The following is a 15,855-nucleotide window of genomic DNA, read 5'->3' as shown; positions in this document are numbered from 1 at the left end:
ATATTGTTGATTGTTTGTGGTTCGACGTATTTAGATGTCTAAAGTCAGCGTCTTGGACTTTGCGCCCGAACAGCAGATCATGATGGTCTTGTTGGCTTCCTGCTCCTCCTTGCTCAGAAACTGGTCGCGGTGGTCCGGTATGCCGTCGATCACCCGCGTCTCGCAGGTGCCGCAGACCCCTTCCATGCAAGCGTGGTTCGCCGGCACGCCTGCATCCATCAGTGCATCCAGAATTGTCTTGCCGCTCTCCACGGGGATGATGCGATTGCTCCGCGCGAGGCGGACCTCGAAACCGCCCTCAATGGCCGGCGCCTCCCTGGCCTTGAAATATTCCACGTGTAGGAGGTCGGAGGGACGGCCCAGGGTCGCAGCCTCGAATGCCTCCAGCATTGGGATTGGACCGCAGCAATAGAGATGGGCGTCTGCCGGTGCCCTCCCCACGATGGCGGCGAGGTCGAAGACCCGGCCCGATCGCTCGTCGTCCAGATCAACATGCAGTTTCAGGTGGACGTTCGGCCGAAGGGCATTCAGTTCGTCAAGGAAGGCCGCGGCCCGCCGCATTCTTGCGGCATAGAACAACTCCCAATCGCGTCCCAAAAACTCGAGGCGGCGGATCATCGACAGGATCGGTGTGATGCCGATGCCACCCGCAATCAGGATCGAACGATCCGCCGCTTCATGAAGCGCGAAATTATTCCGCGGGCAGGAGACGGTGACCACGTCTCCAGCCCTGATCCGGTCATGGATGAAGGCGGAGCCGCCGCGGCTTGCCGCCTCCTTGTTGACCGCGACCACATAACGGTGCCGCTCCCGCTGATCGTTCACCAGTGAGTAGCTGCGAATGAGGCCGCTCGACAGATGCAGATCAATGTGAGCCCCCGCTGTGAAATGAGGAAGCTCGGCGCCATCCGGCGCCACCAGCTCATACGAGTTGATGTTTTCCGCCTCGTAGGTGATCCGCTTCACGCGTAGCTCAATGATCGGGTCAGCCATCCAGTCGATCCTCGCGGGGGGTGTGCTGAGCGCTACTCATGTGCAGCATTGTCCGGCCTCACACCTCGTAGCCGAAATCAGTCCCGAGCCTGGCCCTCATGAAGGGCGCGCCGACATCGGCCCACTGCTCTTCCGGCGGCAATCGGAGCGATACCGCCCGCACCATGAACACATCGGGATCGGTGACCCCCTTCGGTTTGACGCCGTGATCGCGGTAGGCACCGAGTGCTTCCAGGATGAACCGCCTGGTCATGGCGATGCCGGTATCGCTGGAGCAGAGATTCTCCCTGGTGCGGTCGAAGATCGGCGAGACGCCGCTCTGACACGCGCCGTCCTGGACCCAAAGACCTGGAAGGCCCGAGAACCATGTCGTCTGCTGGGCTTCGTAGTTGAATTGAAAGCCGTTTTGCGGGTTGTACTTGGTCCAGTACCCTGCATAGGGGACGGTCACCGGGTGCTCGACGAGCGCATGGCGGCTGGCATGGCCGCTCTCCCGGCCATTGTGCCCTTCCGCGAAGACCTGACGCGTCTTCGGCAGCAGCGGCTTCGAGGGATGATACGAGAACATGATGCAAAGCGTGTTCTCGTCGTCGATCGGTACCCAGGCATGGCCGCTCAGATCGGGGAACGGAGACAACGGCGGCACCAGCGTGTAGAACGGCAACATGAATTGATTGACGCGCCAGTACAGCGTGTTGGCGTCATAGTTGCGCCGGGCCGCAATACTCATCCCGAAATCCTGCTTGATGCATTCGAATGTCGGGCGAAGATCGCGCTTCTGAATCCAGGCGCTCGTGGTCCCCTGCGCGTCCAACCGCCCGTGCAGCAGCGGCGCATGTGCCGAGTCAATCTCACCCTCGACCGCCTGCAGCCAGTTGCATTCCTGGACCCGCACTGAAATATGCACCTGGTCCTGCGGCACCAAATTCCACTCGAGATTGGGGAGCGGCGGCAGCTCGGTCTGCTCCGGACCCATATAGGTCCAGATCATTCCGTTGCGCTCTTTGCAGGGATAGGCCTTGATCCCGACCCGCTCCTTGAGGCGGCTGCGGACCGGTTCGGCAGGCATGTCCGTCACGGCGCCGCTCACGTCGAATTTCCAGCCGTGGTAGACGCAGCGCAGCCCGCAATCCTCATTGCGTGCGAACACCATCGGCGCACCGCGATGCGGACAGGCCTGCTCGACCAAGCCGACACGTCCCTCGGAATCCCTGAAAGCAACGAGGTCCTCGCCGAGCAACCGGATGCGCTTCGGCTGGCCGTCGGTCACCAGATCCGCTGACGGCAGGAATGGAATCCAGTACAGGCGAAAAAGTTCGCCAAGGGGCGTGCCCTTCCCGACCCTCACCAGTCGTTCATTGTCTTCGTGCGTCAGCATTGGGTCCTCCTGAGGCGGATTGTGCGATTATTGCTTCGGTGGCGGGCTCAAAAGCTGAGCCACGCGCTCCGACAAGCCGAGATCATGCGCAGCCCAAAGCGGGTCGGAGACCGCGAGCGGCGGGCGTGGCACAGGCGGCTGCTTGTCTTGCTCGACCAGCCCCACGATGATTTCGATTCGTCGCCGCTCCAGCTCCATCAAGGCATCTTCGACCACCGCGCTTTCAACCGTGCAGCCAGGCAATTCAGGGTACGCGACACGAATGAGCCAACGCCCGGGCTCGCTCTCGATCGCTTCGGCCCGCAACAGATAAGGCACCGCCAAGAAGTCGCTCAGGACCACTGGAACCTCCCCGAGAGCGTCTTGTGGCGCTCCATTTTGATACGTATACGTATTATAATTGCGATTGCTTTGCAAGCACCAAACGCCTTTCATTCCACAGGTGCACTTCGCCTTGCTGCTGAGAAGATTGAGAGCAATCGAGCCAGCTGGTAACGGCTGATCCGAAATGGAACGTTAGCCGGGACCAGGACAGCATGTCAGTCGGTAGGGACACCAAGACGAGCTCAGCCGCGGAGATGGCCCGTGGGTGGCAGCTCGAAGGCGGTATGGGCTTCCTGCTACGACTCTTGGAAGCCCGCTACGATGCCCTTTATCAAAGCCTGACCAGCCAGACAGACATCACGCCGCGCCAGTTTGGTGTCCTCATGGCGCTGTACCAGCTTGGCGCCCTAACCCCTTCCGTACTGGCAGAGCGGATCAGCTGCGACCGCAACACGCTGAGTGAGATGCTGAAACGCATGACAGCCCGCAAGCTCGTCTCCAGGAAGCGCAACGTGGATGACGCTCGCTCGTTCCAGGTTCAGATCACCTCAAGAGGTGAGGAAGCCCTCCTCGCCGTGGTTCCGGCCGCAGCCCAATTGCAGAACATCATGCTGGCGCCCCTGGACAAGGAAGACCGCGCCCATTTTCTCAAATGCCTGCAGGCGATCGCCAAGGCATCGACGTTGGAACCGCTCGCCGACGGAGAACGCCGTGCAGGCGGCCCAGCCAGCACGAAGCGGGCTTGAGCTCGACGCCGGACACCCCGAACAAGAGCGTCATTTGCCATAGAGCGTGCGCGCGTGCAGCAGCGCGTCCCGCACAGCGGGCACCCGCCCCAAACCGACATCGTCCTTGATGGCAGCTAGGTGCCGATGACGCGCGGGGAAGCGAACGCAGACTCGATGCCTCCTGGCCCATAGCACATCCAGCAGCCGAGCTCCGGGCGAGCACGGCCCCTGTGCTAGCGACCGAACGCCCGCTCCTGCTTGTCACTCCTGCATTCCACGTCTATATTGGTCCAACCATTGATAATCGCCGTAAGCAGGGAGAAACGGACCGTTATGAATTTCACCGAAGAGCAGGTCGTGTTTCGCGACGGCATCCAGAAGATGGTCGCCAAGCATGTGGCGCCCATCGCAGCCGAGATCGATGAAACCGATCGTTTCCCCGAAGAGCTCGTCAGGCTGTTCGGCGAGATGGGACTGATGCAGCTCTGGGTCCCGGAGCAATATGGCGGCCCGAACGGCAATTTGACCATGATGTGCATTGCACGCGAGGAGATCTCGAAGGTGTCGCCGGCTTGCGCCTCGATTGCGGGCCTCAACACTATGTTCATCATGCCGCTCCTGCACTTCGGCTCGGAAGAGCAGCGGCAGAGGTTTCTGCCGATCATCGCCAAAGGCGGGGTGGTGACAGCGATAGCGATCTCCGAACCCCAGGCAGGATCGGACGTTTCGGCCTTGAATACCCGCGCGCGCAAGGACGGCGACAGCTACATCATCAACGGGCGGAAGCAATGGTGCAGCTACGGCGTGGCCGCCGACTACATTGTCCTGATGGCGCGCACCAGCGACAGCCCGGGTTCAGACGGTATCAGCGCGTTCATTCTCGAGCCGAAGATGCCGGGCATCAGCTTCGGGCGGCATGAGCGCAAGATGGGATTCCGCGGCGCGCCGAACACGCCGATCTTCCTGGATAACGTGCGTGTGCCTGCGGAAAACCTCGTCGGTGAGGAAGGCAAGGGCTTCAAGGCTTCCATGCGTGCGCTCGACCTCAACCGGCCGACCATCGGCGCGCAATGCGTCGGCCTCGCCCAAGGCGCATTCGAAGCCAGCCTCACCTACGCCAAGGAACGAAAGCAGTTCAAGAAGAGCATCTCCGAGTTTCAGGGCGTGCAGTTCATGCTGGCTGACATGGCCATGCAGATCGAGGCTGCGCGCGCGCTGGTCTATGAATGCGCCCGCGCTGGAGACGTCGGCGACTGGAAGCGCCTCAATCTGCTCGCCAGTATGGCCAAGTGTTTCGCCAGCGACATGGCGATGAAGGTCACCACCGACGCCGTGCAGGTGTTCGGCGGCTACGGCTATACCATGGATTATCCGGTCGAGCGAATGATGCGCGACGCCAAGCTGACCCAGATCTTCGAGGGCACGAACCAGATCCAGCGCCTCGTGATCGCCCGCGAGCTGCTTCGATAGTCTCAACAAATCAAAAAACAGACCTGGAGGAAGCGCCTTGAGCCGCCGATCGATCCTGACATCGTACTCGATATTCGCCGCCGCGTTCCTATCCCTCTCAGCGGCGCATGCCCAGAAGACCTATGGTCCGGGAGTCAGCGATACCGAGATCAAGCTGGGCCAATCGACGCCGCTCAGCGGACCGGCCTCCGCCTTTGGCGCGGGGGCCGGACGGGCGGTCGTTGGCTATTTCAACATGCTCAACGAGCAAGGCGGGATCAACGGTCGTAAGATCAGCTTCACGCAGCTCGATAATGCCTACAGCGCGCCCAAGGCCATCGAGCAGTCCCGCAAACTTATCGAGGATGTCGGCGTGCTGGCCGAAGTCGGCACGATCGGAACGGTGCCGAACGTCGCCATCCAGAAGTTCCTGAACTCCAAGAAAGTACCGCAACTCTTCATCACTGCGGGCGGCCGCCGCTTCAACGATCCCAAACAGTTTCCCTGGACCGTGCCGCTCTACCCGGACTTCGAGACCGAAGGCCGCGTGGTCGCCAAATACATCCTCAAGACCAAGCCGGACGCCAAGATCGGCGTGCTCTATCAGAACGATGATTTCGGGAAGGACTATCTGAAGGGCTTACGGGCAGGCCTGGGCGCTAAAGCGAATTTGATCACAGCGGAGGCATCTTATGAAATTGCAGACCCGACGATCGATTCCCAGATCGTGCAGCTGAAAACGGCAGGCATCGATACCTTCATCGAGCAGTCCTCGGCCAAGGCGGCGGCACAGTCGATCCGCAAGACCCATGAACTGGATTGGCACCCACTGCACATCATCGGGGGATCGACCGCTTCCGTCGAAACAGTGCTGAAACCGGCCGGTCTCGACGCGTCCCGCGGATTGGTGACGACGCAATTCCTCAAGCAACCGGGCGATCCCGCCTGGGCCAACGATGATGAGGTCAAGGTCTACAAGGATTTCCTGGTGAAATATGCACCATCGGTCAATCCCGACGACTACTCGGTTCTGGTCGCCTATATGAACTTGAACGCGCAGGCTGCGGTGTTGAAGAAGTGCGGCGACCAATTGACCCGCGAGAACCTGATCCGTCAGGCGACATCGCTTCACGGCGAACGAATCCCGATGATGCTGCCAGGAGTGACGATCAGCACCACGCCCGAGGACTACACTCCGTTCAAGACGCTCCGAATTGCTGTCTTTGATGGAACCAGCTGGACGTTGTTAGGCGATCCAATGACAGCCGATTAAAACACGGTGGAAAAAAGCCGGTGGGCGCGCCGGTTGCGCAGCCCACCGGCAGTTTTGCCTTCGCATTCGACATCGCAGGTGGTCCAAGATGCTGAGGGAGACGCGAAGGCTGTCGTGATCAAAGGCTGATGTGGAAACCGCCGTTCACGCCAATGTGCTGGCCGGTGGTGTAGGAGGAGGCATCCGAAAGCAGGAAGCAGACCGTCCTGACAACTTCGTCCGGCGTTGCCCATCGCCCCAGAGGGATCTGTGCCAGCATGCCGTCCCTGAATTTCTCACCCCGTACGACCTCGGTCATCGGCGTCTCAACCACCCCGAAGCAGATCGAGTTGGTCCTGATGTTGTATTTGCCCCATTCCCGCGCCGCGGTCATGGTCATCCCAAGCAGTCCGGCCTTGGCGGCGGCGTAGTTGATCTGACCAATCGAGCCCTTCCGTCCTGCGTCCGAGGAGATGTTCACGATGGAGCCACCGGTCGTTTCGCCCTCCTTCGCGCGCTGGACCAGATGACGGCCGACCGCCTGCAGCCAGAGGAAAGCACCGGTGAGGTGAACATCGATGACCTCCTGCCATTGATGCGCGCTCATTTTCTCGATCATCGCGGGACGAACGATTCCGGCATTGTTGACCAGCCCATTAACCGAGCCGAACCGGCCAACTGCATCGTCGACCGTCTTTGCGGCGAGCTCGGCATCGGTCACGCTACCAACGACCTTCATCAGCCGCTCTGCAGGCAAGGTCGCGAGCCCGGTCTCGAGCGCCGCGCCGTTGAGATCGACCGCAACCACATTGGCGCCAAGCTCGATCGCAAGTTCAGCCGTTGCCTTGCCGATGCCTTGCGCCGCACCGGTGACGACGACTGTCCGGCCTTCCAGCGACACCATATTCTTTGTCATTTCTCGTTCCTCGATACCTGGTGAAGGTCATTATTATGCAGGGGTCAAAAGCCGTGGATCACGTCGCGGCCCAGCCATAACTCAGGACCATCACGTCGCGATCGGCGACGCGCGCCTGGAACGCGATCCGCTCACCAACACGCCAGCATTCGAGTAGGATCGTATCACCCGGGAAGACCGGCGCGGACATGCGCGCCCGCATTGCCTTCAGCCTTGCAGGGTCGCTGTCACAGAACGCTTCAATCAGGCCGCGGCAGGCGAATCCATAAGTCGCAAGTCCATGCAGGATCGGCCGCGGAAAACCGGCTTTGGCTGCAAAGGCGGGATCGATGTGCAGAGGATTGAGGTCCCCGGATAGCCGGTAAAGCACCGCCTGATCGGGACGCGTCTGCAACATGATCACCCTGTCAGGCGCACGATCCGGAACAGGCGCCGGAGCGGTGGCAGGCTCGTCACCACCCGCGTCCTTCGAGAAGCCGCCATCGCCGCGAAGAAAGAGCACCTGTTCGCAAACCGCCACCAATTGATTGTTGGTCTCGGTCCATAGCTCCTTCTCGACATGCATGACGGCGCCCTTGCCAACGCCCTTGTCCACCAGCCGAGCGACGCGGCTCCTGCCGACCAGAATTCCGCTCGGAGGAAGAGCGGCATGGATCTGCACGGACTGTTCGCCATGCACCATTTTTGCGAAGTCGATACCGAGCTCCGCGTTGTCCCTCATCCAGGCGCCCGGTGAAGCCAGCACGCTGGCCATCGTCGGAAGCGCCACCAGATCCTGTTCGTAGACGAGGCGCAATTGCCGAGAGTCGAGCGGATCGCTCGCGGCCCCGACGCCAAGCGCATAGAGGATCGTGTCTCTCGGCGTATAGGCCTGCCGAACATCGCCCGACCGCCACGCCCGGGTCTTTGCATAATCCACCATGTCCGACTGCTCTCCTCGCGATCCTCAATTCAGGGTCGACCCTTGTATTTGGTTGAACCAATGATATAGACCGGTCGCATGGTGGTCAACGAGGCTTCACGCAGACGCAGCGCCCACAAAATGAACAGGAGCTCGAGATCCTGATGAGCGTTCGACGCAAGGCCTGCATTGCAGGTGCCTTCGAGCACCCGACCCGCAAAGCTCCTGATAAGACCGTTGCGCAGCTGCATGCCGAATGTGCGCGCGGGGCGCTGGAAGACGCAGGGCTGCGCCTTGAGGATGTCGACGGCTATTTCTGTGCCGGCGACGCGCCTGGGCTGGGCCCAAACAGCATGGCGGACTATTTGGGGCTCCGTCCCCGCCATGTGGACAGCACCGACACCGGCGGGTCCGCCTATCTGATTCACGTCTCACATGCAGCCCAGGCCATCGCGACGGGCAAGTGCGACGTGGCCCTGATCACGCTCGCCGGTCGGCCACGGAGCGAGGGATCGAGCGGCGTGGCGCCGAGGTTGGTCGGCGCCGGCACGCCGGACGTACCTTGGGAGGCGCCCTATGCGCCCGTGACGGTCAACATGTATGCGCTCGCGGCGGCGCGGCACATGTACGAATACGGGACGACCAGCGAACAACTGGCCTGGATCAAAGTGGCGGCCGCCACGCACGCGCAGTATAACCCGAATGCGATGCTGCGCGACTCTGTCACGGTCGACGATGTGCTGGCGTCGCCGATGATCTCCGATCCCCTGCATCGGCTCGACTGCTGCGTCGTCAGCGATGGCGGCGGCGCGCTGGTCGTCGTTCGCCCGGAGATCGCGCGCTCGCTCAAGCGCCCCGTCGTCAACGTTCTCGGTGGCGGTGAAGCGATCAAGGGGCAGCTCAACGGACAGGTCGACCTGACCTTCTCTGGCGCAGCGTGGTCCGGTCCGCGCGCTTTCGAAGAAGCCGGGGTCAAACCAGCGGACATTCAATATGCCTCGATCTACGACAGCTTCACCATCACCGTTCTCATGCAGATCGAGGATCTCGGCTTTTGCGAGAAGGGCAAGGGTGGCCGCTTCGTCGCCGACGGCAATCTGATTTCGGGGATTGGCAAGCTTCCCTTCAATACGGATGGCGGCGGCCTCTGCAACAATCATCCAGCCAATCGCGGCGGCATCACCAAGGTGATCGAGGCGGTCCGACAGTTGCGCGGCGAGGCCCATCCCAAGGTCCAGGTCCCCGATTGCAGCCTGGCCTTGGCTCAGGGCACCGGCGGCCTGCTCGGCTCCCGCCACGGCAGTGCCACCCTCATCATGGAGCGCGCGTGAGATGACGACGATGTACCAGGACCGCCCTCTCGGCTCAGCGGTCCATGACCCCGCAACAGAACCGTTCTTTGCCGCCACCGCAAACGGGTCGCTTCGCGTGAAGGTCTGCAGTACCTGCCGCAAGCCGCATTGGTATCCCCGCCCCCTTTGTCCTTACTGCCTCGGCGAGACCGAATGGAGCGATGTCGCCGGCAAAGGTCAGATCTACAGCGTGAGCGTCACGCGCCGTGCCGGCCCCATCCCTTACGCGATCGCCTATGTCAGGCTCGACGAGGGCGTCACGATGTTGAGCAATATCGTCGATTGCGATCTCGACTCGTTGCGGATCGGACAACGTGTCCACGTCGTTTTTAAACCGGCCGACGGCGGGACGATGATCCCGATGTTCGCTCCTGATCCCGGGTGAGGGCCGCACACCGCAGGGTGACCTCCGTCAGGGCTCGATTGCCGTGATCTGGCGACGCCCTCAAAGCCCAAGCACCTGCTTGGCGATGATATCGCGCTGGATTTCCGAGCTGCCGCCGAAGATCGTGTTGGCGCGGCCGTTGAGATGACGGGGGACGACGCTGAGCACCTCCTCGGGAATGAGCGGCTCGTCACTGAGAGCATAGAGAGGACGGCGTGTTTCCTCCACCAACGCATGCTGCCCAACTATTTCAACTCCCACGCGGGAGATAGCCTGGTGGATTTCGCTGGCACGCAGCTTGAGGACCGACGATACCGGTCCGGGATTGTCGCCTCTCTGCAACGCAGACAAGACCTTCAACTCTGCAAACTCGAGCGTCTGGAGATCGAGCTCGATTTCCGACAGTTTGGTCGCGATCTCCGGATGCGATATCGCGTGGCAGGACAGGTCGGAGTTGGCCAGTCCCCTCACCTTCCCCAGCGCATATCTCAGTTTCGGCGAGTTGACACCGCCGCCCCGCTCGAACTCCAGCAGATACTTGCCGCAGGTCCAGCCCCGCCCCTCCTCGCCGACGAGATTGGTGACCGGGACCTCGACCTCGTCGAAGAATACTTGATTAACGTCGTGATCGCCGCTGATCATCATGATCGGGCGGATGATGATGCCTGGCGATGCCATGTCGATGAGCAGGAAGCTGATGCCATCCTGCTGCCTCGGCTCGTCGCTGGTGCGGACCAGGGCGAACATGCGATTGGCGAAATGCGCGTGCGTCGTCCAGATCTTGGTACCGGTGACGATGTAATGATCACCGCGGCGAACCGCACGCGTCTTCAGCGAGGCCAGGTCGGAACCGGAGCCCGGCTCGGAGTATCCCTGGCACCACCGATCCTCGCCGCTGAGGATGCGAGGCAGGTAATGTTTCTTTTGCTCAGGGGTCCCAAAGCGGATCAAGACGGGTCCCACCATCTTGATGCCCATGGGAGACAGCTGCGGGGCCCCTGCTCGCGCACATTCGGATTCGAAGATCCAGCGTTGCGTCGCGGACCAGCCGGGGCCGCCATATTCCTGGGGCCAGCCGGGCGCGACCCAGCCGCGCTCATGCAAGGCCCTTTGCCAGGGTGCGACAACATCGGGATCCGAAAAGAATGAGACGGTGAGAGAGCTCGCCCGCCGCAATCCGGGCGGAAGATGGGTACCAATGAAGGCGCGCACCTCATCTCTGAAGCGCAATTCATCTGGCGTGAGTGACAGTGACATGGTTGATCTCATTCGGAGTGAGAGCTGCTGAACAGCTTGGCGTGGCGCTGCAGATGGAAGTCTACGCTTCCGAACAGCGCCTCGAAGACCAGCAATCGTTTGAAGTAGAGGCCGAGGTCGAGCTCATCCGTCACACCCATTGCGCCGTGAAGTTGAATCGCCTGCTCCGCGAGATTGCGCGCGCAACGGCCGATTTTCACCTTGGCACCGGACGCAGCGAGCGACCGCTGCGTCGCATTGGCATCGGTGCCGACCAGAAGAGCCGCACGCGCCGCCATCGCTCGCGCCTCTTCGCATTGAATGTACATGTCGGCCAGCCTGTGACGGATCACCTGATTGGCGGCGAGGGGCCGGCCGAATTGCTTGCGCACCTTGGTGTATTCGAGCGTGGCCTCAAACATGGTCCGCATCAGACCACACGCCTCCGCGCCGAGCGCGGCAATCGCCCGATCGACGACGGCCTCGATCGCCGGCAGCACATCAGCGCTCGTTCCAAGCCGTGCATGCGGCGGAAGCCGGACCTGCTCGAAGGTCAGCTCCGCGACACGCCCGCCACCCAAGCGCGGCGCTTCGCGCCAACGCACACCGGCGGCGTGCTTTGGCACCAGGAACAGCGCGAGGCTTCCGCCTTGAGCATCGGATACCCGCGCCGAGACGAGGTGGATGTCCGCAGAGGTCGCGTCGAGCACAGCGATCTTGCGGCCGTGGAGGGTCCAACCGGGATCATCACTCCGCACGACAGTCTGAACCGCGGAGAGACCAGCCCTTGCGTCGGTCTCGTAGTGAGCAAACGACAGCATCAGTTCGCCGCTGATGATGGCCGGCACCAAACTTTTTTTCTGCTGTTCCGTGCCACACTCGGCGACCAAGGACCCTGCCAGCAACACTGTCGAGAGATAAGGCTCGGTGGCAAGCCCCCGACCGAACTCCTCCATCAAAATCGCGACCTCCACGGGGCCGCCCCCGAAGCCGCCAATTTCCTCACCGAATGGCAAACCGAGCCAGCCCAGATCAGCGAAACTGCGCCAATTCTCGCGTTTGAATCCGTTGGGATCCCGCATCGCATGCCGACGTGCCGTCGAATCATAATGTTCGGCGACAAACCGTTCGACGCTATGGCGAAGCATTTGCTGCGCCTCGCTCGGGGTCAAATCCATTCGAGAGGCTCCATTCAGTCCAGCATCCTGAATTTGCAGACAGGCCGTGCTAATGCAGTCGTGAGAAGCGGATCGGAAGCCGCTTCAATCCGCCGACGAATGATGTCTCGGTCCAAGCTGGGTCGCCAGCGAGTTGGAACTTGTCCGCGCGTGACAGCAGCTCGCGCATGAACGCGATCATCTCGACCTTGGCCAGATACATTCCCAAGCAGGCGTGGATGCCGAACCCGAAGCCGACATGGCGGTTCGGCGTCCGGTCGGCGACAAATGCGAATGGACGTTCGAAGGCATCCTCGTCCCGATTGGCGGACGGATAAGCCAGCAACAGGTTATCGCCCTGCTTGATGGTCTTGCCGCGCAGCGTGTAGGTCTCCGTCGCAGTTCGGAAGAAGTGCTTGACCGGAGAGACCCAGCGTACGATTTCCTCGACGGCGGTCGGAATGAGATCGGGATTGTCCCTCAGCTTGCGCATCTCGGCCGGGTTCTGCATCAAGGCGAGCAGACCGCCGGAGAGCGTAGCGCTGGTCGTGTCGTGACCGGCGCTGGCGAGCGCCACGTAATAGGATGAGGTTTCGAACTCTCCGATCGGCTTGCCGTCAACCTCGGCCGTGGCGATGATGCTTGCGAGGTCATCCGTGGGGTTCTGCCGCCGTTCGCGCGCGACCTCCCTGAAGAACTCCACGTAGGCGAAGGTGGCGTCGATCAGATCGCTGCCACGCTGCATTTCCGGATCACCGCCCCCGAAATAGGCCTTGGTGATGTCGAGCAGACGCTGACCATGCTCGTCCGGAATTCCCAGAATCAGCATGATGACCTTGAGCGGGTACCAGACGGCGACATCGTTGTAGAAATCGCAGGCATTGCCTTTCTCCAGCATTTGGTCGACGCTAGCGCGCGCGAGCAACCCTATCCTCTCTTCGAGACGACGCACTTCGCGCGGCTGGAACCAGGCATGCGTGATCTTCTTGTATTTCGCATGCTCCGGATTATCCATGTGATTGATGGCGCGGACCAGCATCGGACGCCCTGCCATCGCCTCGCGCACCTTGTTCTCGAACTCGATGGACAGGATCTTGGTGCGCGGCGCGTTGATGAAGCGCTCGTTCTGCCGCTCGATCTCGATGATGTCGCTGTGTTTGCTGATAGTCCAGAATGGCCGAAATCCGGACGGCTCCGTCCAATGCACCGGATCCTCTTTGCGCAGAGCCGTAAACAGGTCATGCTGCCGGTCAAGATCTCCATACGTCTTGTGGTCGACGATCGCGTAGTCCCAGCTCGCATCCTGCATGTCTATCCTCCCCTGTCTTTGCTATTTTCAGTTCATCCGCAGCACCGGCTTGACCGTCGCCCCGGTCTCCATGTCCTCGATGGCCCGGTTGATCGCTTCAAACGGATAGAACGCGACGATCTTGTCGAGCGGCAGCCGTCCTTGGCGGTAGAAGTCGATGAGGCGCGGCAGGAAGATGCTGGAGACGGCATCCCCCTCGACGACGCCCCGCACCGTCAGACCGCCTCCGACCAGCACGCTGGCCTCGACCGGAAAACGCGTTCCCCGCGGTGGAGCAGCGACCTGCGCGGACGAGCCTCGCTGCCGCAAGCAAGCGATCGACGCAGCGACAACTTCGGGGACCCCCGTCGTGTCGAGCGAGTGATCGAGGCCGCGGCCTCCGCCGAGCGCCATCACCGCCTTGGCAAGATCTGGAGTTCGTCCTTCGATCGTATGCGTTGCCCCGATGTCGCGCGCCCGCGCAAGCCGCTCGGCACGAACATCGACGGCGATGATCGTGCTGCAGCCCGCAAGCTTGGCGGCCATGATCGCAGCCATTCCGACCGCGCCAACGCCAAACACGGCAATCGACGCGCCGGCCCGGGGCGACAGGACGTTCAGCACGGCGCCTGCGCCGGTCTGGATTCCACAGCCCAGTGGCGCTAACAGCTCAAGCGGCAGATCCTTGCCGATCTTGACGACGTTCCGCGCCGTGGCGATGGCGTGGCTCGCGAACGCGGATTGAGCGAAAAAGGACCCACCGAGTTCGGTGCCGCGATAACGCAGGCCCGACCCGCCACGCCGCTGGCCGAACAGGTTGATCATGCCAAACTCGTCGCAATAGCCGGGCGCGCCGAGCTGGCATTGGCCGCACGCCCCGCATGAGCCGAAACTCATCAGCACGTGGTCGCCCTCGGACAGCCCGACGACGCCTGGACCGACACGTTCGATCACACCGGCGCCCTCATGGCCCAGAACTTTGGGCAGCGGCACCGGAATGTGCTGCAGCTTGACCGCGAGATCGGTATGGCAGATGCCGCACGCTTTGACGCGGACCAGCACCTCGCCAGCGCCGAGCTCATCGGTCAGATCACAATCGATCAATTCGAACGGGCGCTGCGGCTCGTGCGCCACGGCTGCTGTGATCTTCATACGCGTCTCTGCTCCCTCGCAAGTCCAGGGCGGTCGAACTAGGCGGGCCGCTTTCACGGCCTGCCGCCTCCATCAATGCAGTCGATAACGGATCGGCAGCCGCTTGGGCCCGTTGACGAACCAGGACACGGTCATCGCTCCCGCTCCGTCGAGCTCGACGAAATTGAGCCGCTGCAGCAACTCTTCGAACAGAATCCGCATCTCAAGCTTGGCCAGATACTGGCCAAGGCACAAATGAGCGCCATAGCCGAAGGCAAGGTGCCGGTTCGGCGAACGATCGATCCGAAACGCGTCGGGTTCCTGGAAGACGGCCTCGTCACGATTGGCGGAGGCGTAGCAAAGCATGAGCCAATCGCCGCGCTTGATGGAACGGCCGTCGATCTCGGTGTCTGCCGCTGCGGAGCGCATGAAGTGCTTGACCGGCGTGGTCCAACGGATCGCTTCGTCGACGAAACCCGGCATCACGGCGGGGTTGGCCTTCAGCCTATCGAACTGATCCTGGTGTTCGCAAAGCGCCCACATCCCGCCCGCGCTCGAGGACGAGGTCGTATCGTGGCCGGCAGTCGCGATCGTCACGAAATAGCTGAGCGCATCGAGATCGGAGATCGGCTCGCCGTCGACCTGCGCGTTGGCGATGATGCTTGCGAGGTCGTCCGAAGGGGTGGCACGCCGGTCCGCAACGATCGCGGAGAAAAACTCGCCGAACTCCGCGACGACGTCCGACAGCGCCGCGACGCCATCCTGCTGGCCCCTGCGCGCGTTGTCCGGGTCTTTGGTGCCGAAAAATTCCTGCGTCAGACGCAACATCCTCGGCTCATCATCCGGATCGACGCCCAGGATGGTCATGATCACCCGCAGCGGAAAGCCGAGCGCGATTTCAGAGACGAAATCGCAATGTCCGTCGAACTCGGCGAGCCGGTTCGCAAAGGTTTTCGCGATGTCGCGAATCCGTGCCTCGACCGAGCGCAGATTGCCGGGCGTGAACCATTTCTGCGTCAAGGCGCGAAACTTGGGGTGGTCCGGGGGATCCATCTGCACGAGGGCGCGAAGCAGGCCGGGGCCACCGGTGGCCGCCTCGATCCTGGCTTCCGCCTTGGTGCTCAACAAGGCTATCGGGCGATCGCTGCTGCGAAAGAGCTGCGTCTGCTGGCTCACGGTCTGAACGTCGGCATGGCGCGTCACGACCCAGAACGGGTTGAAGCCGCGCCGGCTGGCCACTCCGAGCGGCTGGTTCGCGCGCAGCCAGCGGTAGGCGTCGAAGATGCGCTGGTCGCCGTAGGCTGCGGGATCTGTGAGCACCGCCACGACATCTTCCGGGATTTGGAAATCCGTAGCGCTCAACTC

The 15,855-nt window shown here is 61.9% G+C and carries 15 protein-coding genes; 5 read left to right on the top strand and 10 right to left on the bottom strand.

The features are described from left to right. Positions 1-30: 30 nt before the first annotated feature. The 3 genes from BRAS3843_RS27140 to BRAS3843_RS27130 are packed head-to-tail and all read right to left on the bottom strand — an operon-like array spanning position 31 to position 2,806. Positions 31-993, bottom strand: coding sequence for a PDR/VanB family oxidoreductase (locus BRAS3843_RS27140; RefSeq protein WP_008972326.1), 963 nt, complete (start codon positions 991-993; stop codon positions 31-33). 58 nt (positions 994-1,051) lie between these two features. After that, the gene (locus BRAS3843_RS27135; protein WP_008972325.1) at positions 1,052-2,371 is read right to left on the bottom strand and encodes a Rieske 2Fe-2S domain-containing protein; all 1,320 of its coding nucleotides are present in this window, start codon (positions 2,369-2,371) and stop codon (positions 1,052-1,054) included. Between the two features lie 27 nt (positions 2,372-2,398). Beyond that, a complete protein-coding gene (locus BRAS3843_RS27130) occupies positions 2,399-2,806 on the bottom strand; it encodes a hypothetical protein (RefSeq protein ID WP_244425484.1) in 408 nt (135 codons plus the stop codon). Positions 2,807-2,979: 173 nt separating this feature from the next. Here BRAS3843_RS27130 and BRAS3843_RS27125 point away from each other — a divergent pair, with 173 nt between their 5' ends. From BRAS3843_RS27125 to BRAS3843_RS27115, 3 genes are all read left to right on the top strand, one after another. After that, positions 2,980-3,441 carry a MarR family winged helix-turn-helix transcriptional regulator gene (locus BRAS3843_RS27125; RefSeq protein WP_244425483.1) on the top strand — a complete coding sequence of 154 codons (462 nt, stop codon included), beginning with the start codon at positions 2,980-2,982 and terminating at the stop codon, positions 3,439-3,441. A gap of 315 nt (positions 3,442-3,756) precedes the next feature. Next, a complete protein-coding gene (locus BRAS3843_RS27120; RefSeq protein WP_008972322.1) occupies positions 3,757-4,893 on the top strand; it encodes an acyl-CoA dehydrogenase family protein in 1,137 nt (378 codons plus the stop codon). 37 nt (positions 4,894-4,930) lie between these two features. Next, positions 4,931-6,145, top strand: a complete 1,215-nt coding sequence (locus BRAS3843_RS27115; protein ID WP_008972321.1) for an ABC transporter substrate-binding protein — start codon at positions 4,931-4,933, stop codon at positions 6,143-6,145. 118 nt (positions 6,146-6,263) lie between these two features. Here the strand turns inward: BRAS3843_RS27115 and BRAS3843_RS27110 are convergent, their stop codons facing one another. Together BRAS3843_RS27110 and BRAS3843_RS27105 are read right to left on the bottom strand one after the other, a co-directional pair. Further along, complete coding sequence (locus BRAS3843_RS27110) at positions 6,264-7,040, bottom strand: SDR family NAD(P)-dependent oxidoreductase (RefSeq protein ID WP_008972320.1); 777 nt, start codon at positions 7,038-7,040, stop codon at positions 6,264-6,266. Positions 7,041-7,098: 58 nt separating this feature from the next. Next, positions 7,099-7,962, bottom strand: a complete 864-nt coding sequence (locus BRAS3843_RS27105; RefSeq protein ID WP_008972319.1) for a MaoC/PaaZ C-terminal domain-containing protein — start codon at positions 7,960-7,962, stop codon at positions 7,099-7,101. A 143-nt stretch (positions 7,963-8,105) separates the two neighbouring features. Here BRAS3843_RS27105 and BRAS3843_RS27100 point away from each other — a divergent pair, with 143 nt between their 5' ends. Both BRAS3843_RS27100 and BRAS3843_RS27095 read left to right on the top strand, forming a co-directional pair. Next, positions 8,106-9,272, top strand: coding sequence for a thiolase domain-containing protein (locus BRAS3843_RS27100; protein WP_008972317.1), 1,167 nt, complete (start codon positions 8,106-8,108; stop codon positions 9,270-9,272). Position 9,273: 1 nt separating this feature from the next. Beyond that, a complete protein-coding gene (locus BRAS3843_RS27095; protein WP_008972316.1) occupies positions 9,274-9,678 on the top strand; it encodes an OB-fold domain-containing protein in 405 nt (134 codons plus the stop codon). Between the two features lie 60 nt (positions 9,679-9,738). Here BRAS3843_RS27095 and BRAS3843_RS27090 read toward each other — a convergent pair whose 3' ends face one another. The 5 genes from BRAS3843_RS27090 to BRAS3843_RS27070 form a co-directional block, all read right to left on the bottom strand. Continuing rightward, on the bottom strand, positions 9,739-10,935 hold the full coding sequence (locus tag BRAS3843_RS27090) for an acyl-CoA dehydrogenase family protein (RefSeq protein ID WP_008972315.1): 1,197 nt from the start codon (positions 10,933-10,935) through the stop codon (positions 9,739-9,741). 8 nt (positions 10,936-10,943) lie between these two features. Continuing rightward, positions 10,944-12,092 (bottom strand): acyl-CoA dehydrogenase, encoded by a 1,149-nt coding sequence (locus BRAS3843_RS27085; RefSeq protein WP_008972314.1) that lies wholly within the window; start codon positions 12,090-12,092, stop codon positions 10,944-10,946. A gap of 49 nt (positions 12,093-12,141) precedes the next feature. Further along, positions 12,142-13,380, bottom strand: a complete 1,239-nt coding sequence (locus tag BRAS3843_RS27080) for a cytochrome P450 (protein ID WP_008972313.1) — start codon at positions 13,378-13,380, stop codon at positions 12,142-12,144. A gap of 27 nt (positions 13,381-13,407) precedes the next feature. Next, entirely contained in the window at positions 13,408-14,511 is a 1,104-nt protein-coding gene (locus BRAS3843_RS27075) for an NAD(P)-dependent alcohol dehydrogenase (protein WP_008972312.1), read from the bottom strand. 72 nt (positions 14,512-14,583) lie between these two features. After that, positions 14,584-15,852 carry a cytochrome P450 gene (locus tag BRAS3843_RS27070; RefSeq protein ID WP_008972311.1) on the bottom strand — a complete coding sequence of 423 codons (1,269 nt, stop codon included), beginning with the start codon at positions 15,850-15,852 and terminating at the stop codon, positions 14,584-14,586. Between the last annotated feature and the right edge of the window lie 3 nt (positions 15,853-15,855).

The organism is Bradyrhizobium sp. STM 3843 (assembly GCF_000239815.1).
Taxonomy (GTDB): domain Bacteria; phylum Pseudomonadota; class Alphaproteobacteria; order Rhizobiales; family Xanthobacteraceae; genus Bradyrhizobium.
This window is presented reverse-complemented; position numbering and strand designations above follow the sequence as displayed.

Excerpts from the sequence above, each read along its gene's own strand:
- BRAS3843_RS27110 (WP_008972320.1), bottom strand. The coding sequence starts at position 7,040 with ATGACAAAGAATATGGTGTCGCTGGAAGGCCGGACAGTCGTCGTCACC.
- BRAS3843_RS27130 (WP_244425484.1), bottom strand. The coding sequence starts at position 2,806 with ATGAAAGGCGTTTGGTGCTTGCAAAGCAATCGCAATTATAATACGTAT.
- BRAS3843_RS27075 (WP_008972312.1), bottom strand. The coding sequence starts at position 14,511 with ATGAAGATCACAGCAGCCGTGGCGCACGAGCCGCAGCGCCCGTTCGAA.
- BRAS3843_RS27100 (WP_008972317.1), top strand. The coding sequence starts at position 8,106 with ATGAGCGTTCGACGCAAGGCCTGCATTGCAGGTGCCTTCGAGCACCCG.
- BRAS3843_RS27095 (WP_008972316.1), top strand. The coding sequence starts at position 9,274 with ATGACGACGATGTACCAGGACCGCCCTCTCGGCTCAGCGGTCCATGAC.
- BRAS3843_RS27080 (WP_008972313.1), bottom strand. The coding sequence starts at position 13,380 with ATGCAGGATGCGAGCTGGGACTACGCGATCGTCGACCACAAGACGTAT.
- BRAS3843_RS27140 (WP_008972326.1), bottom strand. The coding sequence starts at position 993 with ATGGCTGACCCGATCATTGAGCTACGCGTGAAGCGGATCACCTACGAG.
- BRAS3843_RS27135 (WP_008972325.1), bottom strand. The coding sequence starts at position 2,371 with ATGCTGACGCACGAAGACAATGAACGACTGGTGAGGGTCGGGAAGGGC.
- BRAS3843_RS27085 (WP_008972314.1), bottom strand. The coding sequence starts at position 12,092 with ATGGATTTGACCCCGAGCGAGGCGCAGCAAATGCTTCGCCATAGCGTC.
- BRAS3843_RS27125 (WP_244425483.1), top strand. The coding sequence starts at position 2,980 with ATGGGCTTCCTGCTACGACTCTTGGAAGCCCGCTACGATGCCCTTTAT.
- BRAS3843_RS27105 (WP_008972319.1), bottom strand. The coding sequence starts at position 7,962 with ATGGTGGATTATGCAAAGACCCGGGCGTGGCGGTCGGGCGATGTTCGG.
- BRAS3843_RS27120 (WP_008972322.1), top strand. The coding sequence starts at position 3,757 with ATGAATTTCACCGAAGAGCAGGTCGTGTTTCGCGACGGCATCCAGAAG.
- BRAS3843_RS27090 (WP_008972315.1), bottom strand. The coding sequence starts at position 10,935 with ATGTCACTGTCACTCACGCCAGATGAATTGCGCTTCAGAGATGAGGTG.